Below are 23565 nucleotides of genomic sequence, written 5' to 3'. Positions count from 1 at the left end.
TTAGCCTCCGGTGACGGGTGGAAAGAAAGCAACTTCATCGCCATCTTTAATTGGCGCATCCCATTGGCTCATGGTCTGATTCACTGCCACCAGCAACTTATCTGAGGTTAATACTTTTGCCCACTTTTCGTCGGTAGTCGCTAGCATTGCCCGTAGTGCTTCGGCGGTTTGCGTTTGTTCGCTCGCATCTACACTTAACTTGGCCGTGCCTAATAATTCTCGAACTTGAGCAAAAAACAACACGTTAATCATAATTTTCTCTCGTTTTTGATCCGCTAAACCTTAAAATGGCCCGATTTGCCGCCACGTTTTTCCAGTAAGCGCACTTGGGAAATCACCATATCTTTTTGCACCGCTTTACACATATCGTAGATAGTTAACGCCGCCACAGAAGCCGCGGTTAAGGCTTCCATTTCTACGCCAGTTTTACCGGATAATTTGCATAGGCTAGTGATCCGCACGCGGTTATGTTCAGGCTGCGCTTCTAAATCAACCTCAACCTTAGTCAGCATGAGTGGATGACATAGAGGAATAAGATCTGAGGTTTTTTTAGCCGCTTGGATACCCGCAATACGCGCGGTCGCAAACACATCACCCTTATGGTGGCTACCACTCATAATCATTTCTAGGGTAGTGCTTGCCATCTCAATAAAGGCTTCTGCACGGGCTTCACGCTCAGTTACCGCTTTTTCGGTTACATCAACCATATGGGCATTGCCATCGGCATTAATATGAGTAAATACATTGCTCATTGGAGCGATCCTTTAATGTTAGGTCAAAACAAAGTGCAAGGAAAATTAGACTGATACCCGCGCTAAATCGACGGTGAAAGAACGAAAATCCTGCTCTAACCGCCAATTGAGGCAAGATGCTGAGTCACACCCGTGATGCCTTGATGCAAATAATGGGTTTCTTTCTTCTGGGCTAATTGACCGTGCAAACGCTCGATCAATTCTGCTTGTTGACTGGAGTGCTGCAGTAAATCACGTAAATCGACACCTGATTCGGTAAAGAGGCATAAATGTAACTTCCCCTTAGCCGAGACTCGCAGACGATTGCAACTCGCACAGAAATTATTGGCATAGGGCATGATCAAACCAATACGCCCCTTATAATCGCTGCGGCTAAAGTTTTGCGCAGGACCATCATCGGCGCTCGGCGTATCTAAATGCCAACCATCCGCCAGTAACTGGGCTTTAATATCTGCTCCCGCCAAATGGTGGGCTTCAAAATACTCACGGCCAAGGCCCGTTTCCATCAACTCGATGAAACGTAAATCGATAGGTGTATTTTTAATCCAATGCAAAAAACGGGGTAAATCTTTATCGTTTAAGCCTTTAAGCAGTACGGCGTTAATCTTTACGCGCTCAAAACCTGCCGTCAGAGCAGCATCAATGCCCCGCATCACTTCGTCGAATTTATTCTCGCCAGTGATCTGGTAAAACATTTTAGGATCTAAACTATCCACAGAGACATTGATACGGCGTAGACCCGCATCAAACCATTCTTGGGCATGTTTTTCGAGTCGATAACCGTTAGTCGTGGTAGCAATATTTTTAATATGAGGGTTGTCAGCTACCACACGAATAATATCGGTGAAGTCTTTACGCAGGGTAGGTTCACCACCCGTAATGCGGATTTTTTGGGTGCCGACTTGACCAAATGCAGAAACGAGGTTTTCTATCTCATTAAGCGATAAGAATTTAGGCTTGCCATCAGGATGATAACCGTCGGGGAGGCAATAACTGCATTTAAAGTTGCAAACGTCAGTAACTGACATGCGTAAATAGTGAAATTTTCGACCAAAGCTGTCTTGTAATTGAGACATGATCACCTTTCCAAGTGTGGGAGGCGAGAGCATTTCTTATCCCGCCCCGGTGGCATTATTACCACGGCTACACCTCCATATCTTTCAACTTAGGCAGGCAAGCTCGGAGAACCGTCGCCGATGATTATAGGCCGAAAGTACTCACTAGCTATACCCCTAAACAGGTATTTATTTATCTAAACTTCACTAGCGTGAATAATCTGTGACAGCCCTCACCTAAAGATTTGTACTCAAGTAGACTCAACAATGGCTTAATCCACTGTGACCTTATCTTATTTTCAGGTAAGGTGGTACAAACAATAAAACGCCCGTTTACAAACGACAACACTCGATAGAAATCGGGGAAACGTAAAGGAAGAGGTGAACTGATGGAACGCGAATCAATGGAATTCGATGTTGTGATCGTAGGTGCAGGTCCAGCGGGCTTAGCAACTGCATGTCGATTAATGCAAATATCACAGGATTCAGGTAAAGAAATTACTGTCTGTGTGGTTGAGAAAGGCTCAGAAGTGGGTGCACATATCCTGTCTGGCGCAGTGTTCGAAGCAAAAGTCCTTAGTGAGCTATTTAGCGACTGGCGCGAAAAAGATGCCCCAGTAAAAAATGCTGTCACTCAAGACGAAATCTATTTATTGAACTCTGCCACCGATGGCCGAGTCATGCCGAATGCTTTTGTGCCAAAAACGATGCACAACGACGGTAATTTTATTATCAGTGTCGGTAACCTGTCCCGCTGGCTTGCGGGCCGCGCAGAAGAGCTCGGCGTTGAAATATTCCCAGGTTTTGCAGCGAGTGAATTACTGTTTAACGACGATAATAGCGTTAAAGGTATTTTGATTGGCGATATGGGCATAGGCGCCGATGGCAAACCGAAAGACAGTTATATGCCGGGTATGGAGCTGCATGCCAAATACACGGTCTTTTCTGAAGGTTGCCGTGGCCACTTAGGTAAGCAACTGATCGAAAAATATCATTTAGATAATGGTAAAACACCGCAACATTATGGCTTAGGTTTCAAAGAAATTTGGAAGGTCCCTGCCGAGCAACATGAGCTAGGTAAAGTGGTTCACACTGGGGGCTGGCCATTAACCGAGGGCTCATCTGGCGGCGGCTTCCTTTATCATATGGAAGACAACCAAATTGCGGTTGGGCTTATTATCGATTTGAACTATAAGAATCCGCATCTTAGCCCATTTGATGAATTTCAACGTTACAAAACTCACCCTGTTATCGCTAAATATTTAACCGGTGGCGAACGTCTTAGCTATGGCGCACGCGCAATCACTAAAGGCGGTCTAAACTCACTACCTAAGATGAGTTTCCCTGGCGGCCTAATCATAGGCTGTAATGCAGGCACCTTGAACTTTGCGAAAATCAAAGGGACTCACACTGCGATGAAAAGCGGGATTGTCGCTGCAGAAACCTTAGGCAAAGCAATGATGGCGGGGGTCGAAGGCGGTAAAGATCTTGATTGTTTCCAAACTCATATAGAAGAAAGTTGGCTGCACGACGAATTATACAAATCGCGCAACTTTGGCCCTGCCATGCATAAGTTTGGCACTTACTTAGGTGGTGCCTTCAACTATATTGATCAAAACTGGTTTGGTGGAAGATTCCCAATAACATTGCGCGATGAACAGCCTGATTATGCACAAATGGCGCCCGTTAGCGCTTACAACAAGATTGATTATCCGAAACCAGATGGCAAGCTCAGTTTTGACAAACTGTCCTCAGTTTATCTATCGAGCACCTACCATGAAGAAGATCAGCCCTGCCATTTACGCCTAAAAGACAGCAGTATTCCATTGGGTATTAATCTCACTCAATTTAATGAGCCAGCACAACGCTATTGCCCTGCAGGTGTATATGAAGTTATCGAAGAGGCGGGTCAGCCCAAATTTGTGATTAATGCGCAAAACTGTATTCACTGTAAAACCTGCGACATTAAAGACCCAAGCCAAAATATTACTTGGGTAACCCCAGAAGGTGGTGGTGGACCCAACTACCCTAATATGTAATAAATTATTGTAAATATGTGAACCAAGGCGTCCAAATTGACGCCTTTTTCTTACCTAAAACACGAATAATTCACTATTTTAGCTTGCCCTTGCTCACTACATTAGCCACAATCGCGGCATAAAAAGAGTCAGTTCTAAACACCGCTGTATTTCCGTCTATACTCTACATAATAAGATCTACTTCAATAGCAATAAGTTAGGCTAAAAAGCCTTGCTAACGCTGTTTTATTAACCAACCAATCTAGACTAAAGTTAACTTTTAACATTATTGTCCGATAATAATTATCGTACACGGTGCGTCGACCGCTAACTTACAATAGTCCAACAAAGGCATATTGATATTTATGATATTTAATAACCTCACCATTAAGCAGAAGATTCTGCTAACTGTTACATTTGCGGTACTACTGTCAACCATCCTTGTCGGTGTGTTAAGCCAGCGCAGCGCTAAAAATGTGGTCGAGCAACGTATGTTGGGTTCGGAACTGCCTAGCTTGATGATGCAGATCCGTAATAAGATCGATCTCGACATTTCCACCTTAATGAATGCTGCAGAACAACTCGCCAATAGCCGTATGTTACTGCAATGGCTAGAGGACGGTCGACCACAGGACAAGGAAGCCATTGTCGTTGCCGAGCTGAAAGATATTTCTCGCCAATATAAATTAGTGCAGACCTCCTACGCAGACAAAGAAACTGCGGCTTATTACACTCAAGATGGCTTTTTACGTTTACTCGTCCCAGGGCCAGACGATTGGTTTTTTGGTTATCGCGATAGCGGTCAAGAGCGAATGTTAAACGTATTTACCGAGGCCAATGGTGAAGTTAAACTTTTTATTAACTATCAGCAGCCTAATGGTCGCGGCTTAGTAGGGCTGGCAAAATCACTTGATGATATGGTGAATTTACTGAACTCGTTTAAGATTGAAAAAACGGGTTTTATCTACTTAGTTGATGCTAAGGGAGGAGTTCAACTTCACCCCGACCCGAGCCAAATTGGTAAAAGCAGCTTAAGCAACCTATACAAAGGAGATAATTCAAGTTCATTATTAAATCGCAGTGATTTCAATCTAATCAATACCACGATCAATGGCGAAGAGATGCTGGTCGCCAGCAGTTATATCGCCTCAATGGATTGGTACCTCGTCGCACAAGTGCCTAAAGCTGAAGTCTTTGCACTATTAACTGATGCCGCCTACCAAATTTTAATGTGGACGCTATTCATTGCTGCAGGCTTTATTGCTCTGGCCGTATTAGTTGCCGGCTCAGTTAGCCGCCCTATCACACAAATTGCCGTAATGTTCCGTGATATAGGTGAAGGCGAAGGTGACTTACGCCAACGCTTACCCGTTAATGGTGAAGATGAAATAGCTCAACTGGCAAAAGGGTTTAATAGCTTTATCAGCAAAATCCAAGAGACTGTGATTGAAGTTGCCGAAACTAGCGAACTGCTCGGTTTTTCAGCTAAAGATGTGTCTAACCAAGCACAGCAAACGCTAGATGACAGCAACGAGCAAAAAGATCGCACTGTTATGGTGGTTACCGCCATTAACGAAATGGGTGCCACAGTTAACGAAATAGCCAGCAATGCTGCCCAAGCCGCGGTTGCCGCTAGAGATGCCGATACTGAAGCCAGCACTGGCCAAGTTGTTGTGACTCGAGCTCGAGATACCATCAACCAATTATCAAAGGATGTTGGCCAAGTGGGTGAAGTGATTGAGTCGCTCGCGACGCACACTAAATCCATCGGAGGCATTTTAGATGTGATCCGTGCAATCTCTGAACAAACTAACTTACTCGCTCTCAACGCAGCCATTGAAGCAGCGCGCGCAGGTGAGGCAGGACGCGGGTTTGCCGTTGTTGCCGATGAAGTCCGGAACTTAGCATCACGGACTGCGGCATCAACCAACGAAGTGCAAGGCATGATCGACAAGCTGCAATCGGAAGCAAGCCGCGCAGTGAATGCGATGGCTCAAAGCCGCACCCGCTCACATGAAGGTGTGGTGGCCGTCGATGAAGCCAGCCAATCTTTGATTGGTATTAGCGATAGAATTGGCCTGATTAGCGACATGAATATCCAAGTCGCTGCCGCGACAGAAGAGCAATCTACCGTTGTTGAAGATATTAACCGTAACTTCACTGAAATCAACGACATTACTCAGCGCACGGCAGATACAGCACAAGCTGCAGCGCAAGCGAGTTTAGCCTTGAGTCAACTGTCGCATCGATTAGATTCTCTAGTGGCCAAGTTTAAGGTGTAATACCTGCTTTTTGCTCTATTCTTACTGCATAAAAAACGCCTTAGATAGCAATATCTAAGGCGTTTTTATTTCACGTAATAACGCTATTAATCCATTGAAATAAATTTAATTGTCAGTGGGTATTTATACACTTTACCTTCGCTGGCTTTAATTATTGCCAGCACAGTACACACTAGATCTAATATGCCCAGTATGGCTAAAAAAATAAAACCGATACCCACAAACGCTAATACGCCACTGATGATCACATAAATCAGCAGGCTCAACTTAAAGTTCAAACAACTACGGCCACATTGATCGACAAATATCGACTCTTCGCGCTTCATTAGCCAGATAATTAATGGCCCAAGGATTGATCCTAACGGCACGAGATATCCTACAAAACTTGAGGCATACACCAGTAAACCAAAATCCTTATCGCTCTTTTTCACGGGCTCTATCATGAAATCATCTCTACTTTATCATTTTGAATATCAATACTTATTTGGCATTATTTCCGTATAAACGCATTTGCCAGTCTTCTATTGTTTGCAATGCTAAGCGGCGCTGCAAGCTATTAACCCAACTCTGTGCTAAGCCCTCACAGGAAGCTAAACGTTCATAGGCATCTACATTGAAAGTAGGTGAGAAATACAGTGACATCGCTTCTGCTACGCTTATGTCGGTGCGGCGCTCAACTAATTCAATCTTATCGTTGAGATAGATTACCCCAGGAGTGAGTATTCGATAGAACCAACCGCATAACTGGCTCTGTTGCATAGCCAAGGCAAATTCTTTATGACCGAATTGCAGATTAAGCTTAAAGCAAGGTGAGCGGGGCTGGGTCACCTGCACTCTTACGGCACCAATTTGCAAAATATCACCAATATTTACCTGAGTTTCGTTAAGCCCAACTGTACTGATATTTTCTCCCATAGTGGGCGCATCTTCGAGCTGGGTGATTAAATCCCAACGCCGATACTGACCATAATGCTCACGGGGGAAATGATGAAGCACTCGATCGAGCCCGCCGTGGTGTTTAGGGTCAGCCTGTACATCACCCTCAGCATGCCCACTATGCACTAACAATTGTTGGGCCGATTGCTTGCCATTAATACCGCTAATCACGCCGGCGATCGTTTCAAGCTCTGCCCCTAAGTACAATCCGGATAACTTATTAATCAGCAACGTTGACATCTACCACTCCCTATCCATGGACTATCAAGCACTATTCGTTTTTAAAATGCAATGAATTGATTTATATGAAATAACTTAAATTGGATTGCGTTATAACCGTATAATATTTCAGTCATCGACCTATTTTAAGAATAGGATAACTTTATTTTGAGCAAAAAAATGCCCCGTTACGAAAACGAGGCAAAATGATGCACTAACAAATGGGGAAAAAGCACAATAAAACATCAGAGTCACTCATAACAAAATAAACTCTAGCAAATACAGATGACAAAAAAATGACTCAAACAGAACACAACCAATTTATTATGCTGTTGCCTTACTCGCTAAATACTGTTTCAGCGCCTCTCCCGGAACAGAGCTATCTGTCGCGACCGCAAAGGCAGCCCACACGGCGCCTTCGGCCATAGCCTGAGTAATCGACTCGCCACAACATAGACTATGGATAAGTCCTGCAGCATAGGCATCACCCGCACCTGTAGTATCAACAACGTTTGCAGGGACTGCGGCAACATGTTGTACATTATCCTGGGTATAGACCTTAGCGCCGTTGATGCCATCAGTAACCACAAAATAACGCAATGCACTGCCGCCAATGCTCACGCCATATTCCCAAGATGCGGCATCACAACGCCCCTGCATATCACTCACAGATGCCAATAAAATATGGCAAGGTCTTGGCCTATCGTCCTTAGCCAATTGCGCCACCACAAGGCAATGTTCTAAGGCAGTTTTCGCCCAGCTAACAGAACCTTCCGCTGAAGTATTAAAATACAGTGCATCCCATGATTGCCATTTTGGTGGTACCGACAACTCAAATATGGGTCTTTGTGGTCGAATAATCGTGCGCTCGCCATCTGGTGTCATTACGAGCAGCATTTCGCAGGTATTACCCACACGGCGCTGCACTAAACGGCAGTCGAGCCCTTGGGTGTTGGCCTCAGCAATAAGCCAATCCCCCATATCATCACGGCCAACTTGACTAACAAGTGCAACGCTATGTCCGGCCCATACTAAGCCTAATCCAGTGTTTGCGCCGCCGCCGCCGAGCCGCTGCCCCCCATCCTGATAATGGAAGCGTCCACCGGTTTTTAAAGGTTTATCAAGTAGTAAAATCCGGTCACAATTAAGATTGGCCACTAACAGAATATTCGCCATTACACGACTCCAAGGGGCAAAACACAACGCCAGAGAATTAAAGTCCCTCAATCTAAAACAAAATACGTATGGGTACAATCCAATCATTACGATAGAAATAGAATAAGAACGTCGCTGCCTACGTGTGTAAGCATTTGTCCCATATAAGATGAAGCAAAATATTAAATAGCGTGCGGTATATTACAGTGCCGAAACGGTAAGCCATTGTTTAAATTAAATTTAAAAAACAAAGCAGGTCTGCTTTGTGATTTATTCAAACTAAATAAGAATTTGTACCATTAAATCTAAAGAAACATAATTAACATATGTATCAATTATGTTTCTCAACGTTTTGAATGGAATCAAACGCTATGCTAATGGAAAGATGGGATACGATTGAGGAAAGAGCCGAGCAACTGCGACGTTATCAGCTCTGTTTAGAGGAGTTTGCAGCGCTGGATTTTCATGACAACTATGTCGCACAGATTAAACAAGACTATCAACAACTCACAGAAACAGTAAAAGTGCAGCCAACGCCAATATTAGAGCGTTAACTGCACTTAACTATTCAATTACTTTTTTGGCGTTAATGGTGATAAAGCCGCAAATGTTACGGTTAATTGCCAATCGGTAATAACCATATCAGAAGGTTGCCAACTGTCATCAACCCATTCATAAATCAAGCCAGGGTTTTCCTCTGCATTAACTAGCAAGCGACGTCCATCTCGCAACACCAGTGTATAATCGAGCCCCTGCGCATCGACACTCTCAATATCCCCCAAGACACTGTGATGAATCGCCGAGATCGTACCCGTTGCCTTAACGGCATCGCCACCCTCTTTACCGCTATAAAACTTTAACGCCTCGTTTGCGGCAGTCTGGTGAAAAACAAACTCCTCAGCAACCCCCACTACGATCGACGGATCAAGCTCATACCAAGCGGGTATCCATAATGCGTTAATTGTCATCCCGTTATATCCTGCATAATAATTTTACGGACTGGCTCATTCTGCCTTAACCCCGTCAGAGAAAATACTCTTCAAGGATAAAATAATTTTAATCTCAATAAAGAATGGGGTAGCAAACTTGAATAGAACACTTCTTTTGCAAGAAAAACCAATATAAAGGGGTCATATCGAGTATAGACACTTAGAATGGACATCCGTGCAGGGCTGGCACATATGCATCAATGAATGCCCAGAGTCTCAGTTAGTTTGTTTTATCATTACCATTGAGTCGCCACATAAGCCAACAAAGTGATCCTGAACCCAGTAATAACGTATAAAGTCACACACGATAGATTAATGTTCCCATGCTTGCACCGCAGGCCGATGAATACGGAGTTTACTTGCCTATGGATAAGCCTATAACGCAAGCCCCTCAAACCCTAAAACTAATGGGTGAAAGTGAGGCTAAAAAGCGCCAAGAGCTTAAACTTTATTTTAATCAAACATGGGCTCTATATGAGTCGCTGTTTGATTTGATCCAAGAAGATAGCGCTTATTACCTTAAAGCCGAACCGCTGCGCCATCCGTTAATCTTTTATTTTGGCCATACGGCCACCTTTTACATTAACAAGCTCAAGCTCGGAAAGTTTCTCGATGAACGGGTCAATGACAACTTCGAATCCATGTTTGCCATTGGTGTTGATGAAATGTCTTGGGATGACTTGAACGAGCAACATTACCCATGGCCAAAGGTGGCGCAAGTGCACGCCTATCGTCAACAAGTTAGCGCTGTAGTGAATCGCATTATTGATGAAATGCCACTGGCGCTGCCGATCACGCAAGACAGCCCAGCTTGGATTATTTTGATGGGCATTGAACATGAGCGTATTCACTTAGAAACCTCATCAGTGATTATCCGCCAGCTGCCGCTAGAATATGTTGCTACAAGCCAGCTTTGGCCCGCATGCCAAGATGTCGGCAACGCTGAGACAAACCACTTAATTGCCGTAAAAGGTAAAAAAATTACCTTAGGTAAACCAGAGCAAGACCAGACCTATGGCTGGGATAACGAATACGGTAATAAAACATTTAACGTTGCCGACTTTAAAGCCTCGCAGTTTTTAGTCTCGAACCAAGAGTATCTGACGTTCGTCGAAGCCGGTGGTTATCAATCACCGCAATTTTGGAATGAAGAAGGTCAAGCTTGGCTCGCTTACACCCAAGCGAAAATGCCGCGTTTTTGGCGATTACAGCAAGATAAATGGTGGCAACGTAACTTAACGGAAGAAATCCCACTACCGTTAAACTGGCCCGTCGAGGTCAATCAGCTGGAAGCCAAAGCTTTTTGCAATTGGAAAGCCGAGCAAAAGCAAAGTAATATCCGCCTACTAACTGAAGCGGAATGGTCGATTCTACGTGAGAACATTCCCGCTGATGCACCTGATTGGCAGGAAGTACCGGGTAATATCTCTTTGGCTTATTACGCCTCTTCTTGTCCGGTGAATCGTTTTGAACATAATGGTTTTTTCGATATTGTCGGTAATGTTTGGCAGTGGACAGAAACCGCTATCGACGGCTTTAATGGCTTTGCCGTACACCCACTCTATGATGATTTCTCAACGCCAACTTTTGATGGTAAGCACAATCTCATAAAAGGTGGTTCGTGGATTTCCACCGGCAATGAGGCCATTGCTTCGTCACGTTATGCGTTTCGTCGACATTTTTATCAACATGCTGGCTTCCGCTATGTGGAATCCACGCAAAACCCTACCCAAATGGCCGAGGTCAATGTGTACGAAACCGATGAGCTGATCTCCCAATACCTTGAGTTCCACTATGGCGCCGAATATTTTGGTGTGCCTAATTTCTGCGTTAATGGCGTACAACAAGCGCTGGTTGAAATCCAACTCACTCACACAAGTAAAGCGTTGGATATTGGCTGCTCCGTTGGCCGAGCGAGTTTTGAGCTGGCAAAAGTGTTTGACCACGTTGATGGAATCGACTTCTCGGCACGCTTTATTCAACAAGCGTATGCACTCACCGAGCAAGGTGAGAAGCGTTATACCATTCGTACCGAGGGCGATTTACAGGAGTTTAAGAGCGCAAACTTAGCCAAGTTAGGTTATGGCCCAGAAGCTAAAAAAGTGAATTTTATGCAGGGTGATGCGGGTAATTTAAAGCCCATGTTTACCGGTTATGATTTAGTGTATGCCTCTAATCTGATTGACCGATTAAACGATCCTAAGCACTTTTTAACCAGCATTGCCCTACGGATTAATCAAGGTGGATACCTTGTCATTGCCTCACCTTACACTTGGCTAGAGGACTATACCCCTAAGGATAAATGGCTCGGTGGCGTAAAAGTGAAAGGTGAGAACTTCACCACGTTAGATGGGTTAACTGAAACCTTAATTGGTCAATTTGAACTGGTTGCAGTGAAGGAAATCCCGTTTGTGATCCGCGAGACTAAACGTAAATTCCAACATTCGATTTCAGAAATGACCATTTGGCGTAAGCGTTAATCCTGTCTCGATAAATAATGCAAAAAGGCATCTGTCAGTTATCTATTTCTGGCAGATGCTTACTCTTCGCTAGTAGATTTATGCCGTAAACACCTCCTTCACAACAGCGTAAATAGACTATCAGTCAACATTAAACCCGCGTTAATACTCAACATGTATTCTCATGCCCACCAAAATAATATATGGATGTTTACTAAATATGCATATAAATTCAGTTAACATTTATTTGTAGAGGATTAATCATGAGTTTGCTCGAGAACGTATCTGTAGCTAAAAAAGCCAATATTTATTTTGATGGTAAAGTCGCCAGTCGTAGCGTGTTTTTTGCCGATGGTAGTAAACAAACCTTAGGCGTAGTTCAGCCAGGAGAATATGAGTTTTCGACTTCTCAAGGTGAAATCATGGCGGTGATTAGCGGCCGTTTTGAGGTATTGCTACCCAACACCACTACATGGCAAGAATTTAACGAGGGAACGCAGTTTGAGCTCGCGGCAAATGTGAGCTTTAAAATTCGTAATACTGCCATCGCCGAATATTGTTGCAGCTATCTTTAAGCATAAAATATCGATGTTCGAGGTGTACAGACACTGTTAGTACAGATAGCACTAACACAGCCAATACAATTGTCACAATAAACCTTAAGTCATGCTCACAGTAAAGTTTTATCCTTTTAGTGTGAGCATTTCCCCAATAGTCAGCCCATCTTGGTTAGCTATTAGATTTTTTCCCCATTATGCTACGACGGTATTTAACACGGATTAAAGACACATGTATTAATATCGTCGCTTAAAACAGCACTAGACGACCGGTCTAATTTGCTTTATCCTAAGCCTCATGAAAATCGAAACCCAATCTACTCGCCAACACATTCTCGACATCGGCTATAAGCTAATCGTCAGAAAAGGCTTCTCCAGCGTCGGCTTATCCCTACTGCTGCAGGCGGCCGAAGTACCTAAAGGCTCGTTTTACCATTACTTCAAATCTAAAGAACAATTTGGCGAAGCGCTGATTACTGATTATTTTGATAAATATCAAATAGCGTTAGACGCATTATTTAATGACTCAACACTCACAGGCTATCAGCGCTTAATGCAATACTGGCAACAGTGGTTACATGTACAAGCCGATGGCTGCATAGATCAAAAGTGTTTGGTTGTGAAACTCAGCGCCGAAGTGGCTGACTTATCCGAAGCCATGCGCGTCGCCTTACTTAACGGCTCCGCGAGCATTATCGACAGGCTAACCACTTGCGTGCAAATAGGGATCAACGATGGCTCAATCGCTACACAAGATCCGCAATCGACCGCTGAAATGTTGTATCACATGTGGTTAGGCGCCAGCTTAATGAACAAGTTAGGCCACAGCGCTACCGCGCTTGAACGGACAATGGTGTCAACTAAAGCGATATTAAGCCCATAGCAATGCCCTAGATTTACCCCCATTTTGCTACAAAATTTGTGATAGAGATTTGCTGATATAAATCAGCCACAACAATTGAAAACATTGTTTACATCTGTGAATTAGACGACTGGTCTACTAATTTAAAAGAACTTAATTAACCTAATAATAGGGATAACATCATCCATGCTAAATTTTAACTATTACAACCCGACTCGTATCCGCTTTGGTAAAGATACTATCGCTGAAATTGACTCTTTAGTGCCAAGCGATGCTAAGGTCATGATCCTATTTGGCGGCAGCAGCGCCAGAAAAACAGGTACATTAGACGAAGTAAAACAATCGCTGGGTAATCGTTTCATCGTCGAGTTTGATGGCATTGAGCCAAACCCAACCTACGAAACTTTAATGAAAGCCGTTGCTCAAGTGCACGAGCAGAATATCGACTTCCTCCTCGCTGTTGGCGGTGGCTCAGTCATCGATGGCACTAAATTTGTTGCTGCTGCAGCGGTATTCGAAGGTGAACCGTGGGACATTCTCATGGGCGCAAAAGTGACGCAAGCGATGCCTTTTGGTTCAGTATTAACCTTGCCAGCAACGGGTTCAGAGATGAACAATGCCAGCGTTGTAACCCGTAAATCGCTACAGGCTAAGCTGCCATTCCGTAATGATTTGGTTTACCCACAATTCTCAATACTTGATCCAACAAAAACGTTCACTCTGCCTGAGCGCCAAGTGGCTAACGGTGTGGTCGATGCTTTTGTGCATATTACCGAGCAATACTTAACTTACCCCGTTAACGCTGCCGTACAAGACAGATTTGCCGAAGGTCTATTACAGATCCTTATTGAGCTTGGGCCAAAGGTACTGGTTCAGCCAGAGGATTACGACATTCGCGCTAACTTAATGTGGGTGGCCACGGTGGCACTCAATGGCACGATTGGCGTAGGTGTTCCCCATGACTGGGCCACCCACATGATTGGCCATGAACTGACCGCACTTTACGATATCGACCACGCACGCACACTAGCAATCGTACTGCCAGCTTTGCTGCAATGTACTAAAGAAGCTAAGCGCGAAAAGCTACTCCAATATGCAGACCGTGTGTGGCACATCAACACAGGTACAGATGATGAACGTATCGACGCCGCCATTGCCAAAACGAAAGCGTTTTTTGAAGCGATGGGCATAGCGACACATTTATCTGCTTATAATCTTGATGCCAGCCACGTAGAAACGGTTGTAAAACAGCTTGAACAACACGGTATGGTGGCGCTCGGCGAACACGGCAATATTGATCCAGCCATGAGTCGTAAAATTTTGACCTTAGCTTTATAACGTCAAACGGTATCCTTAACTGAACTAAACCCAGAGCTCACACGTATTGATGTGAGCAACTTAGGTAAAGGTATGAAAATGAATATATTAATGGTACTTACGTCACACGACAAACTCGGCGATACAGGTTTAAAAACCGGCTTTTGGCTCGAAGAATTCGCCTCACCTTTTTATACTTTTAAAGATAAAGGTTTCAACATTACTTTGGCCTCACCACTGGGCGGTCAACCACCGCTCGATCCAAAAAGTGATGAGCCAGACTTTCAGACCGAAGCCACTGCGCGTTTCAGTAAAGATGCTGAAGCCCAAAAGCAACTAGCCCATACCACTCGTTTAAGTGAAATCAACGCCGCCGATTATGATGCCGTTTTCTATCCCGGCGGTCACGGTCCACTGTGGGATCTTGCCGAAGATAAACACTCTATCGCCTTGATAGAACAGTTTTATCAAGCCAATAAACCCCTAGGGCTGGTATGTCATGCCCCTGCTGCACTATTACATCCTAAAACCAGCGATGGTAAGCCATTAGTTAGCGGCAAGCGCGTTACCGGTTTCAGCAACTCTGAAGAAGAAGCGGTGCAACTCACTAATATCGTGCCATTTTTAGTCGAAGATATGCTGCAAAAAAATGGCGGCACTTATGTTAAAGGTGATGATTGGACAAGCTTTGTTGTGGCGGATGCTCATTTGATCACCGGCCAAAATCCAGGATCATCAGAAGCGGTTGCAGAGGCCATCGTCGCGCAACTAAACGCTAGAGGCTAATAACATGCTGCACACTCAACTTAAAATAAATTAAGACAAGTGTGCTAACAACGCTAAAAATTGCTATCGCACCATAATAGTGCGATAGCAATAAAATGCACTCTCACGATAGAAAGGGAAGCTCATGATCACCTTGCACCATCTTAATAAATCACGCTCTAAACGTATCATCTGGTTGCTAGAAGAACTGGGTCAACCTTATCAAATTAAGTGTTATCAGCGTGATAGCCAGACTTTTCTCGCGCCATCTGAACTTAAGCAAATTCATCCATTAGGCAAATCACCCGTTATCGAAATGGACGGCCAAGTGATAGCCGAGTCGGGCGCGATCACAGAGTATCTGATTGAAAAATTTGCCGCTGATAGCTTAGCGCCAGCAAGAGACAGTGCCGACTACATCAATTATCTACAATGGTTACACTTTGCCGAAAGCTCGGCTATGTTGCCTTTGTTATTGCGTATGTTCGTGCAAAAGGACGGCTGTAAAACCAATTTCCTTGAAGGTTATGCGGCGATAGAAGTCAGTAAAATTAGCCACTACTTCAATGATATGTTGGCAGGCAAAAGCTACTTGGTGGCAGACAAGCTCACTGGGGCAGATATCATGATGTCCTTCGTGGTAGAGCTATTAGCGAACAGTGGCGACCTTGCTAAATTTGGACATATTCAACGCTATGCAACTCAATTATCGCAACATGCCGGATGGGCTAAAGCGAATCAAATCGAGCAAGATCTCGACGTAAGCGTATAATTTCTGCGTTAAGCTCGGGCGCATCGCAGATGAGTGCCCGTGCTTTACAAAAATTAAATCCCGCCTCGTTCAGCCCCGCCTTTCCTACCCGCTATAGACCTTCTATCCAGCAACAACCCTAACCGCTGATACTAAACAAACATCATGATTTTTAGTAGAAAAGAGTCTAATCTTGAACAACTCCATTTAAACACAACAAGGACCTTAGCATGCGCTCACTCACACTCATCGGCTTAATGCTATTTAGTATGTTGGCTCAGGCAGTTGTTTATAAATGGGTTGATAAAGATGGTAAAGTCCATTACTCCGATGAACCACAGCCTAATGCTCAAATTGTAGAGTTAAAGGATAAAACCTTAAATCAAATTAGCTTGCCTCAGCCAAAAACAGATATAGATGATGTTAATCAAGCAATTGAATCTATTCAATATCAAGTCAATATTACCGCTCCGAATGAAGAAGAAACCGTCAGAGATAATAATGGTGATTTTGAGGTAGTTGCGACCATCACACCAGAACTTAAAGGCCAATATTTAATGGCCATCAAACTCGATGGCAAACCTATTGGTCAACCGCAAGTAGGCAATATTTTTCAACTTAAAAACATCGACAGAGGTCAACATACCTTAGTCGTTGACGCTATGACTCAAAACGGCAAAGTCTTTGCATCAAGTCCACCAAGAAAGATATTTCTTCATCAAGCAACTAAGCGTTAATCAAAGCAATATTGGGTTTGAATCTAGTTTAAAGACTTTTAAATACATAATGCTAGATTAACATTCATCTCTTAAACCGTTTGATGAAGCCAAGTTGCAGCTCGCACCAAATTGGTGCAACATAACGGTGCAACCTTATTTCTAGGAACGGTCAATGGATAAAGAGATTCTACTCAATCACTTAGTTACTGCAGTGCTTGTTATCGATCAAGATCTCAAACCTTGTTATGCCAATGCAGCGGCTGAGCAATTATTAGGCGTAGGTAGCCATAGACTGGTAGAACAAGCTTTGCCTGAGCATTATCAAATACTCGGTGTTGAAGACCACATTTTAATGGACGCCGTAAAAGCTAGCCAAGGGCTAACGGTAAACACCACCACGCTAGTCACCCTCGATGGTCAACACCATACTGTTGATTTAACATTGATCCCACTCGATGACACTGCAAAAATGAGCCTGCTTGAGCTTCGCCAAGTCGATCAACAAAGACGCATTCATCAACAACTCAACCAAGATGCTCAGCAACAAGCTGCGCAGTTTTTGGTGCGTAATTTAGCCCATGAAATTAAAAACCCTTTAGGCGGGCTTCGCGGCGCAGCACAGCTATTATCACGGGAACTTGATAGCCCTGAATTGAAGGAATTCACGACGCTCATCATAGAGCAAGCGGATCGCCTGCGTAATTTAGTCGACCGGCTACTCGGACCACAAAGGCCGACACAGCACAGTCTGCACAACATTCATCAGGTGGTGCAAAAAGTCTATAAGTTAGTAGAAGTGGCGCTGCCTGCTAACGTCCAACTCAAACGGGATTACGACCCATCAATTCCCGATATCGAAATAGATGCTGAGCAGATGCAGCAAGCGGTGCTGAATATTTTGCAAAATGCGCTGCAGGCGCTTGAAAATACGGGCGGGGAGATTTTGATCCGCACGCGTACCCAGCATCAAGTCACCATTGGTGCCAAACGCCACAAGCTAGTGCTAACGCTATCGATTATCGACAACGGTCCCGGCATACCGCCTGAACTAATAGACACATTATTTTATCCCATGGTGACAGGCCGTGAACAAGGTTCAGGTTTAGGCCTCTCGATTGCCCATAATATTGCCCGTTTACACTCGGGAAGAATCGATTGCCTTTCCAGCGCAGGGCACACCGAATTCACGATTTCACTACCGATTTTAAGCGTTAAATAATTTCAACAATACCGGCCTATGTCGTATGAGGAAGCAAGATGCAAATTAGTGAACAAGTATGGATCCTCGACGATGACAGCTCGATACGTTGGGTGCTCGAAAAGGCACTGCAAAGTGCCAAGCTCAGTACCGCCAGTTTTGCCGCCGCCGAATCCCTGTGGCAGGCATTAGAAATATCGCAACCATGCGTAATCGTGTCGGATATTCGTATGCCAGGTACCAGCGGCTTAAGCCTGCTCGAGCGGCTGCAGGTGCATTACCCTCATATTCCCGTCATCATCATGACCGCACACTCGGATTTAGACAGTGCGGTGAGCGCCTACCAAGCAGGCGCATTTGAGTATCTACCTAAGCCCTTCGACATCGATGAGGCTATCTCACTGGTCGAGCGCGCTATCACCCATGCTACAGAGCAAAGTCCCGCACCAGTAAAAGAAGCCCAAGTTAAAACACCGGAGATTATCGGTGAAGCGCCCGCCATGCAGGAGGTTTTTCGCGCTATCGGCAGGCTCTCGCGTTCATCCATTAGTGTGCTTATCAATGGTCAATCGGGAACGGGTAAAGAATTAGTCGCGGGGGCATTACACAAACACAGCCCGCGTAAAGATAAACCTTTTATCGCCTTGAATATGGCTGCTATTCCTCGGGATTTGATCGAGTCTGAACTTTTCGGCCACGAAAAAGGCGCCTTCACTGGCGCGGCTAATGTACGCCAAGGACGTTTCGAGCAAGCCAATGGTGGCACGCTATTTTTAGATGAAATCGGCGATATGCCGCTAGACGTACAAACGCGGTTACTCAGAGTACTCGCCGATGGCCAATTCTACCGCGTGGGGGGACATAATGCGGTACAAGTGGATGTGCGTATCATAGCGGCGACCCACCAAGATCTTGAATTATTAGTGCAAAAAGGCGGCTTTAGAGAAGACCTATTCCATCGACTGAATGTGATCCGCGTGCACTTGCCGCCATTGTCACAAAGACGGGAAGATATTCCTCAGCTGGCCAGCCATTTTCTCGCCTCAGCTGCTAAGGAAATTGGGGTAGAAACTAAGATAATGACCAAGGAAACCGCGATAAAACTCTCCCAACTACCTTGGCCCGGTAATGTTCGGCAGCTCGAAAACACCTGCCGCTGGCTAACCGTCATGGCATCGGGGCAAGAAATATTACCTCAAGATTTACCGCCAGAACTGCTAAAAGAGCCCGTTAATACCACCCACACGGCAAAAGGTAGCCAAGATTGGCAATCAGCACTGACAGAATGGATAGATCAAAAACTTTCGGAAGGAAACAACGACCTACTAACTGAAGTACAACCCGCCTTCGAGCGCATACTGCTAGAAACAGCACTGCGCCACACTCAAGGCCATAAACAAGAAGCAGCCAAACGCTTAGGCTGGGGACGAAATACCTTAACGCGAAAACTAAAAGAACTATCGATGGATTAATAAACCAGCGCTTGGAGTTGTATTTGGCAACTCCCAGCGCCAAAAGAACGGTAAAGACCCATTAGGCTGCCATGAATACCGCTTTTTCCATGTATTCAACCTTAAAAAGCTTAAGTGACCTGTACTGGATCTTGGTGAATAATGACCTCGGCATCTTCAAAGGCTGCTTTAACCCGTAAGCCTGTTGTATCAGCAATACTGTGAGCCTCATTTAAACTCAAATTACCATCGAGTTCTAAATGAAACTGAATAAAAATCGTTTTCCCCGCCTGACGAGTCCGCAGGTCATGTAGCCCTTGTACACGCGGATCTTCTTTGGCAATTGTTTTAATCTGCTGACGGGTTTCGTCGTCGAGCTCCCTATCTAACAAGGCTTGAATTGAACGATAGCCTAAGCCATAGGCTTGATGACCAATATACAATGCAATTAATACGGCAAACACCCCATCCGCCCACCACCAGCCATATTGTGCTAGCACTAACGCCAATAGCACCGCGCCATTGAGAAATAAGTCCGATTTGTAATGTAGGGCATCGGCTTCAACCACTGTGCTTTTAGTCATCGCTAATGCGCGTTTCTGTAACATGACTAAAGCTAAGGTCAGTACAATTGCGATAATAGAAACCACCACGCCTATGGTGGCATTCTCTATTGGAGTCGGCGTTAATAGACGCTCTCCACCGTAGAAAAGTAACAGAAATGCCGAGCCCATAATAAAGGCTGATTGCGCCAAAGAGGCTAAAGGCTCAGCTTTACCATGGCCATATCTGTGGTCTTGATCCGGTGGCACAATAGCGTAACGAATGGCAATAAAGTTGATAATAGAGGCGAGCGCGTCGGCGAAGGAATCCGTCAAGGATGCCAGCATACTGGCAGAGCCAGAGTAGAACCAAGCAAACATCTTGATAATAATAAGGGTCAAAGCGGTAGCCACTGAGGCGCGGCTAGCCAGCTTGACCCAAAAATCATATTGAGAAATCTGAGTCATAGGGAAGCTATATTAGAAAGCAATGACCCTATTGTATATCAGCTGCCGTATTTAACCGCGAGGTTCTTTACCTGCATGTGCTTCAAATCGCGCTTTAAATTTAGCTTGCTGTTCAGGCGTCAACAGATTGTAAACTTGATTTTGTATCTTCATATGTTCAATCATTTGAATTTGACGTTGTTCTTGCTGTGCACTCATCAAGATTTTAGCTTGCGTTTCATCGAAGCTAGGAGCTGTTAATAATGTTAGCATTTCAGTACGCTGGGCTAAGCGTTCCTCTTTCTTTGGGCGACTGTCAGCTCTGGCTGCTTTCTGTTCGGCGAACAGTTTTTTAACGTCAGCTTTTTGAGCATCGGTTAAATCCAGCCCTTCAAACATTTTGTGCATACCGCCCTTATCCATATGTCTGCCGCCATGTTCCATATGGTGGCCCTTATGGTATTCAGCACCAGCCTCAGTAGGTGCGGCATTAACCGACGTTGCCAATACGGCTGAGCTAGCAAGAATTGCAAATAGACTGGCTTTCAAAGGTGATAATTTTTTCATAGTGTTAACCTCAGTGGTTCAACTTAATAGACAAGTAATAAGACACAGTGACGACCCTTTAAAGCCAATTCACTTTCGACCCTTACAGTCTAACCCTCCCTATGTAAGTGAGAATATGACCCAGGTAAATCACTGTAAAGTTATGACAATAAATAGCAAATTCTCTATTATTTACTTTGGCTTACATTGCTACACAGCAATTGACATCAAAACAGGTATACTCAGCCGAAGGCTAAGACGCCAGCGAATAAATGGGCTAACAGGGCCATACGATCAAGATTAAGGAAATATATGAATCGGATATTATTAATCGATGACGATCTAGGTTTGTCGGAGCTCCTAGGGCAACTGCTTGAGTTAGAAGGGTTTCAATTAACCTTGGCCTACGATGGTAAACAAGGGTTAGAACAGGCGCTTGCTACGGATTATGATCTGATCTTGCTCGATGTCATGCTACCTAAATTAAATGGCTTTGAAGTGCTGCGCGCACTGCGCCAACATAAGCAAACACCAGTATTGATGCTGACCGCGCGTGGTGATGAAATCGATCGCGTGGTTGGGCTTGAGATTGGTGCTGACGACTATCTACCAAAACCGTTTAACGATAGAGAGTTAATTGCACGTATCCGCGCCATTATTCGTCGCTCGAACTTAACCACTCAAGAAATCCATGCGACGCCCGCGCAAGAATTTGGTGATTTACGTTTAGATCCATCACGCCAAGAGGCTTACTGCAATGATCAATTGATCATACTCACAGGCACCGAATTCACCCTATTGCATACCCTCGCACTGCATGCAGGCGAGTTGATGAATAAAGAAGAGCTCAACGAGAAAGTGCTTGGTAAAAAGCTTATGCCCTTTGATCGCAGCTTAGACATGCATTTGTCGAATTTACGTAAAAAGCTACCCGAGCGTAGCGATGGTCGGCCAAGGGTGAAGACTATCCGTGGCAAAGGTTATATCTGGCTCCCATAACGGCGGTATCGACTGTGCCTAATCGTTTATTTATCAAATTATTACTTGGATTTTGGCTTTGCAGCTCACTGATTATTGCCTTAGTGGGCCTGCTACCATTGCTGCAGCAGAATCATGACCGTGCACCGCTGCCGCCTCATCTTGAAAGAGTGCTTGCTAGCATAGCCCAGCGTATTCAACAGGATCCGTCATTATTGACAACTGACTTTATCCGCCGCTTAGAAAAACATCGCGATATAGAAGGCAAACCACTGCGGATCTATTTAGCCAATAGCCAAGGACAAGTGATTAATACCCACAGAGTCAGTCGTGGTGTACGCAGTTTTATGCTGATGGCCGATGAAGAAAAACAGCCTATTAGTCATCAATTTAGAGACGAACTGGTGTTTGGCCCCTATCAATTTAATTTAGGCGCAGAAACCTATTCACTCTACGGTCGCCTACCCGATAACCATCCGCGGCCTTGGTTTTTCTTCTTTGCCGAAAATAAGCTACTCACCTTGAGTCTGGCTATTTTTCTGTCGGGATTATTATGCGGATTACTGGCATGGCACTTAGGTAAGGCATTAAATTCACTTAAAAAAAGTGCCAATGCGCTTGCCCAAGGTGATTTAACTCACCGTGTTGATGAAGCCACCACCAAGCGCAACGACGAAATAGGTCAACTCGCCAGCGCTTTTAACAGCATGGCCGACTCCATCGAAACTATGGTCAATAATCAGCAACGGCTGATGGGCGATATTTCCCATGAACTGCGTACTCCTTTAACACGCTTACAGCTATCCCTCGCCCTCGCACGTAAAAAAGGTCAGCAGACCACCGAAACGGAACGTATAGGTTATGAAGCCGAGCAGCTTGAAAAGCTCATCAGCGAATTACTGGAACTCTCACGGGTTAAGCTCAGCACTAACGAAACTAAGGTCTATTTAGGCTTGGCAGAATCCCTAAGCCAAGTGTTAGACGATGCGGAATTTGAAGCAGAGCAACAGGGAAAAAGAATAACTATCGATATTGATGAAGACATTGAATTAGCGCACTTTCCTAAATCACTTTCCCGCGCGATTGAAAATCTACTACGTAATGCTATCCGCTATGCTGCCAGTGATATCCACCTGCAAGCCAATGTAGAAGCCAATCAAGTGCGGATCACCATTCAAGATGATGGCCCGGGCATAGATACCGCCGAACTTGATGCTATATTTAAACCTTTCTACCGCCCCGACTCTGCAAGACAAAGAGAAAGCGGCGGTTGGGGGCTCGGACTAGCAATAACAGAAGCCGCCATTACCGCCCACAAAGGTAAGATTAAAGCTGAGAACCGTGTACCAACCGGTCTTGAAGTTAATATTAGCCTACCGATTTAACATCTTTATCTCTCAGCAGAATAAGCTAACCTGAACTCAGATTAAGCTAACTTTGATACTCAGATTGTATTGCGGTCAAATTAATCGGTATCACGATGTTTTATTGGGTAAATACAGCAATATTGGCCCACTACCACAAAAATCAGATATCAAGGGATTTTAAATTAAACAACTGAAAATAA

At 44.6% G+C, this 23565-nt stretch carries 23 protein-coding genes and 1 riboswitch; of the genes, 14 read left to right on the top strand and 9 right to left on the bottom strand.

The window, feature by feature from the left end; translation table 11 throughout:
* The 3 genes from moaD to moaA form a co-directional block, all read right to left on the bottom strand.
* A complete protein-coding gene (moaD, locus tag L2717_RS05245; RefSeq protein ID WP_076497184.1) occupies positions 1–252 on the bottom strand; it encodes a molybdopterin synthase sulfur carrier subunit in 252 nt (83 codons plus the stop codon).
* A 23-nt stretch (positions 253–275) separates the two neighbouring features.
* On the bottom strand, positions 276–752 hold the full coding sequence (moaC, locus tag L2717_RS05240; protein WP_006079755.1) for a cyclic pyranopterin monophosphate synthase MoaC: 477 nt from the start codon (positions 750–752) through the stop codon (positions 276–278).
* Between the two features lie 95 nt (positions 753–847).
* On the bottom strand, positions 848–1828 hold the full coding sequence (gene moaA / locus L2717_RS05235; RefSeq protein ID WP_220771978.1) for a GTP 3',8-cyclase MoaA: 981 nt from the start codon (positions 1826–1828) through the stop codon (positions 848–850).
* A riboswitch (molybdenum cofactor riboswitch) is annotated at positions 1816–1949 on the bottom strand. (Overlaps the previous gene by 13 nt.)
* A 247-nt stretch (positions 1950–2196) precedes the next feature.
* Here moaA and L2717_RS05230 point away from each other — a divergent pair.
* Both L2717_RS05230 and L2717_RS05225 read left to right on the top strand, forming a co-directional pair.
* Positions 2197–3846, top strand: coding sequence for an electron transfer flavoprotein-ubiquinone oxidoreductase (locus L2717_RS05230; RefSeq protein ID WP_220771979.1), 1650 nt, complete (start codon positions 2197–2199; stop codon positions 3844–3846).
* 344 nt (positions 3847–4190) lie between these two features.
* Positions 4191–6107 carry a methyl-accepting chemotaxis protein gene (locus L2717_RS05225; protein WP_220771980.1) on the top strand — a complete coding sequence of 639 codons (1917 nt, stop codon included), beginning with the start codon at positions 4191–4193 and terminating at the stop codon, positions 6105–6107.
* A gap of 86 nt (positions 6108–6193) precedes the next feature.
* On the opposite strand, the gene L2717_RS05220 is transcribed toward L2717_RS05225, so the two are convergent.
* The 3 genes from L2717_RS05220 to L2717_RS05210 form a co-directional block, all read right to left on the bottom strand.
* Positions 6194–6550 (bottom strand): DUF4870 domain-containing protein, encoded by a 357-nt coding sequence (locus tag L2717_RS05220; protein ID WP_220771982.1) that lies wholly within the window; start codon positions 6548–6550, stop codon positions 6194–6196.
* Between the two features lie 37 nt (positions 6551–6587).
* Complete coding sequence (locus tag L2717_RS05215) at positions 6588–7283, bottom strand: MOSC domain-containing protein (protein WP_220771984.1); 696 nt, start codon at positions 7281–7283, stop codon at positions 6588–6590.
* Between the two features lie 303 nt (positions 7284–7586).
* Entirely contained in the window at positions 7587–8438 is an 852-nt protein-coding gene (locus L2717_RS05210; RefSeq protein ID WP_220771985.1) for a PfkB family carbohydrate kinase, read from the bottom strand.
* A gap of 350 nt (positions 8439–8788) precedes the next feature.
* On the opposite strand from L2717_RS05210, the gene L2717_RS05205 reads away from it, so the two are divergent.
* Positions 8789–8971, top strand: coding sequence for a hypothetical protein (locus L2717_RS05205; protein ID WP_220772352.1), 183 nt, complete (start codon positions 8789–8791; stop codon positions 8969–8971).
* 18 nt (positions 8972–8989) lie between these two features.
* Here the strand turns inward: L2717_RS05205 and L2717_RS05200 are convergent, their stop codons facing one another.
* A complete protein-coding gene (locus tag L2717_RS05200; protein ID WP_220772351.1) occupies positions 8990–9385 on the bottom strand; it encodes a hypothetical protein in 396 nt (131 codons plus the stop codon).
* 386 nt (positions 9386–9771) lie between these two features.
* On the opposite strand from L2717_RS05200, the gene ovoA reads away from it, so the two are divergent.
* From ovoA to glnG, 9 genes are all read left to right on the top strand, one after another.
* Entirely contained in the window at positions 9772–11886 is a 2115-nt protein-coding gene (gene ovoA / locus L2717_RS05195) for a 5-histidylcysteine sulfoxide synthase (protein WP_220772350.1), read from the top strand.
* A gap of 242 nt (positions 11887–12128) precedes the next feature.
* Positions 12129–12440, top strand: coding sequence for a pyrimidine/purine nucleoside phosphorylase (ppnP, locus tag L2717_RS05190; RefSeq protein ID WP_220772349.1), 312 nt, complete (start codon positions 12129–12131; stop codon positions 12438–12440).
* Positions 12441–12720: 280 nt separating this feature from the next.
* A complete protein-coding gene (locus L2717_RS05185) occupies positions 12721–13305 on the top strand; it encodes a TetR/AcrR family transcriptional regulator (RefSeq protein ID WP_220772348.1) in 585 nt (194 codons plus the stop codon).
* A gap of 165 nt (positions 13306–13470) precedes the next feature.
* Positions 13471–14622, top strand: a complete 1152-nt coding sequence (locus L2717_RS05180) for an iron-containing alcohol dehydrogenase (RefSeq protein WP_220772347.1) — start codon at positions 13471–13473, stop codon at positions 14620–14622.
* Positions 14623–14694: 72 nt separating this feature from the next.
* Entirely contained in the window at positions 14695–15387 is a 693-nt protein-coding gene (locus tag L2717_RS05175) for a type 1 glutamine amidotransferase domain-containing protein (RefSeq protein ID WP_220772346.1), read from the top strand.
* Between the two features lie 124 nt (positions 15388–15511).
* Entirely contained in the window at positions 15512–16138 is a 627-nt protein-coding gene (locus L2717_RS05170; protein ID WP_220772344.1) for a glutathione S-transferase family protein, read from the top strand.
* A gap of 209 nt (positions 16139–16347) precedes the next feature.
* Positions 16348–16854: a DUF4124 domain-containing protein gene (locus tag L2717_RS05165; RefSeq protein WP_220772343.1), complete on the top strand. Its 507-nt coding sequence runs from the start codon at positions 16348–16350 to the stop codon at positions 16852–16854.
* Between the two features lie 154 nt (positions 16855–17008).
* Complete coding sequence (gene glnL / locus L2717_RS05160) at positions 17009–18055, top strand: nitrogen regulation protein NR(II) (RefSeq protein WP_220772342.1); 1047 nt, start codon at positions 17009–17011, stop codon at positions 18053–18055.
* A gap of 38 nt (positions 18056–18093) precedes the next feature.
* Positions 18094–19506, top strand: coding sequence for a nitrogen regulation protein NR(I) (glnG, locus tag L2717_RS05155; RefSeq protein WP_220772341.1), 1413 nt, complete (start codon positions 18094–18096; stop codon positions 19504–19506).
* A gap of 110 nt (positions 19507–19616) precedes the next feature.
* Here the strand turns inward: glnG and fieF are convergent, their stop codons facing one another.
* Positions 19617–20495, bottom strand: a complete 879-nt coding sequence (gene fieF, locus L2717_RS05150; protein WP_220772340.1) for a cation efflux pump FieF — start codon at positions 20493–20495, stop codon at positions 19617–19619.
* 51 nt (positions 20496–20546) lie between these two features.
* Positions 20547–21041, bottom strand: a complete 495-nt coding sequence (locus L2717_RS05145; RefSeq protein ID WP_220772339.1) for a Spy/CpxP family protein refolding chaperone — start codon at positions 21039–21041, stop codon at positions 20547–20549.
* A gap of 291 nt (positions 21042–21332) precedes the next feature.
* Between L2717_RS05145 and L2717_RS05140 the strand changes: the two genes are divergently transcribed.
* Positions 21333–22019: a response regulator gene (locus L2717_RS05140; RefSeq protein ID WP_220772338.1), complete on the top strand. Its 687-nt coding sequence runs from the start codon at positions 21333–21335 to the stop codon at positions 22017–22019.
* A 14-nt stretch (positions 22020–22033) separates the two neighbouring features.
* The gene (locus L2717_RS05135) at positions 22034–23383 is read left to right on the top strand and encodes an ATP-binding protein (RefSeq protein WP_220772337.1); all 1350 of its coding nucleotides are present in this window, start codon (positions 22034–22036) and stop codon (positions 23381–23383) included.
* Positions 23384–23565: the final 182 nt, after the last annotated feature.

This window comes from Shewanella glacialipiscicola (genome assembly GCF_023283485.1).
In the GTDB taxonomy this organism is placed as follows: Bacteria; Pseudomonadota; Gammaproteobacteria; order Enterobacterales; family Shewanellaceae; genus Shewanella; species Shewanella glacialipiscicola.
The sequence above is the reverse complement of the archived record's forward strand: the minus strand, read 5'-3'. Positions and strand labels throughout refer to the sequence as shown.

Bases quoted from the DNA above. Each gene is read 5' to 3' on its own strand.
- moaD (WP_076497184.1), bottom strand. From the start codon at position 252: ATGATTAACGTGTTGTTTTTTGCTCAAGTTCGAGAATTATTAGGCACG.
- moaC (WP_006079755.1), bottom strand. From the start codon at position 752: ATGAGCAATGTATTTACTCATATTAATGCCGATGGCAATGCCCATATG.
- moaA (WP_220771978.1), bottom strand. From the start codon at position 1,828: ATGTCTCAATTACAAGACAGCTTTGGTCGAAAATTTCACTATTTACGC.
- L2717_RS05230 (WP_220771979.1), top strand. From the start codon at position 2,197: ATGGAACGCGAATCAATGGAATTCGATGTTGTGATCGTAGGTGCAGGT.
- L2717_RS05225 (WP_220771980.1), top strand. From the start codon at position 4,191: ATGATATTTAATAACCTCACCATTAAGCAGAAGATTCTGCTAACTGTT.
- L2717_RS05220 (WP_220771982.1), bottom strand. From the start codon at position 6,550: ATGATAGAGCCCGTGAAAAAGAGCGATAAGGATTTTGGTTTACTGGTG.
- L2717_RS05215 (WP_220771984.1), bottom strand. From the start codon at position 7,283: ATGTCAACGTTGCTGATTAATAAGTTATCCGGATTGTACTTAGGGGCA.
- L2717_RS05210 (WP_220771985.1), bottom strand. From the start codon at position 8,438: ATGGCGAATATTCTGTTAGTGGCCAATCTTAATTGTGACCGGATTTTA.
- L2717_RS05205 (WP_220772352.1), top strand. From the start codon at position 8,789: ATGCTAATGGAAAGATGGGATACGATTGAGGAAAGAGCCGAGCAACTG.
- L2717_RS05200 (WP_220772351.1), bottom strand. From the start codon at position 9,385: ATGACAATTAACGCATTATGGATACCCGCTTGGTATGAGCTTGATCCG.
- ovoA (WP_220772350.1), top strand. From the start codon at position 9,772: ATGGATAAGCCTATAACGCAAGCCCCTCAAACCCTAAAACTAATGGGT.
- ppnP (WP_220772349.1), top strand. From the start codon at position 12,129: ATGAGTTTGCTCGAGAACGTATCTGTAGCTAAAAAAGCCAATATTTAT.
- L2717_RS05185 (WP_220772348.1), top strand. From the start codon at position 12,721: ATGAAAATCGAAACCCAATCTACTCGCCAACACATTCTCGACATCGGC.
- L2717_RS05180 (WP_220772347.1), top strand. From the start codon at position 13,471: ATGCTAAATTTTAACTATTACAACCCGACTCGTATCCGCTTTGGTAAA.
- L2717_RS05175 (WP_220772346.1), top strand. From the start codon at position 14,695: ATGAAAATGAATATATTAATGGTACTTACGTCACACGACAAACTCGGC.
- L2717_RS05170 (WP_220772344.1), top strand. From the start codon at position 15,512: ATGATCACCTTGCACCATCTTAATAAATCACGCTCTAAACGTATCATC.
- L2717_RS05165 (WP_220772343.1), top strand. From the start codon at position 16,348: ATGCGCTCACTCACACTCATCGGCTTAATGCTATTTAGTATGTTGGCT.
- glnL (WP_220772342.1), top strand. From the start codon at position 17,009: ATGGATAAAGAGATTCTACTCAATCACTTAGTTACTGCAGTGCTTGTT.
- glnG (WP_220772341.1), top strand. From the start codon at position 18,094: ATGCAAATTAGTGAACAAGTATGGATCCTCGACGATGACAGCTCGATA.
- fieF (WP_220772340.1), bottom strand. From the start codon at position 20,495: ATGACTCAGATTTCTCAATATGATTTTTGGGTCAAGCTGGCTAGCCGC.
- L2717_RS05145 (WP_220772339.1), bottom strand. From the start codon at position 21,041: ATGAAAAAATTATCACCTTTGAAAGCCAGTCTATTTGCAATTCTTGCT.
- L2717_RS05140 (WP_220772338.1), top strand. From the start codon at position 21,333: ATGAATCGGATATTATTAATCGATGACGATCTAGGTTTGTCGGAGCTC.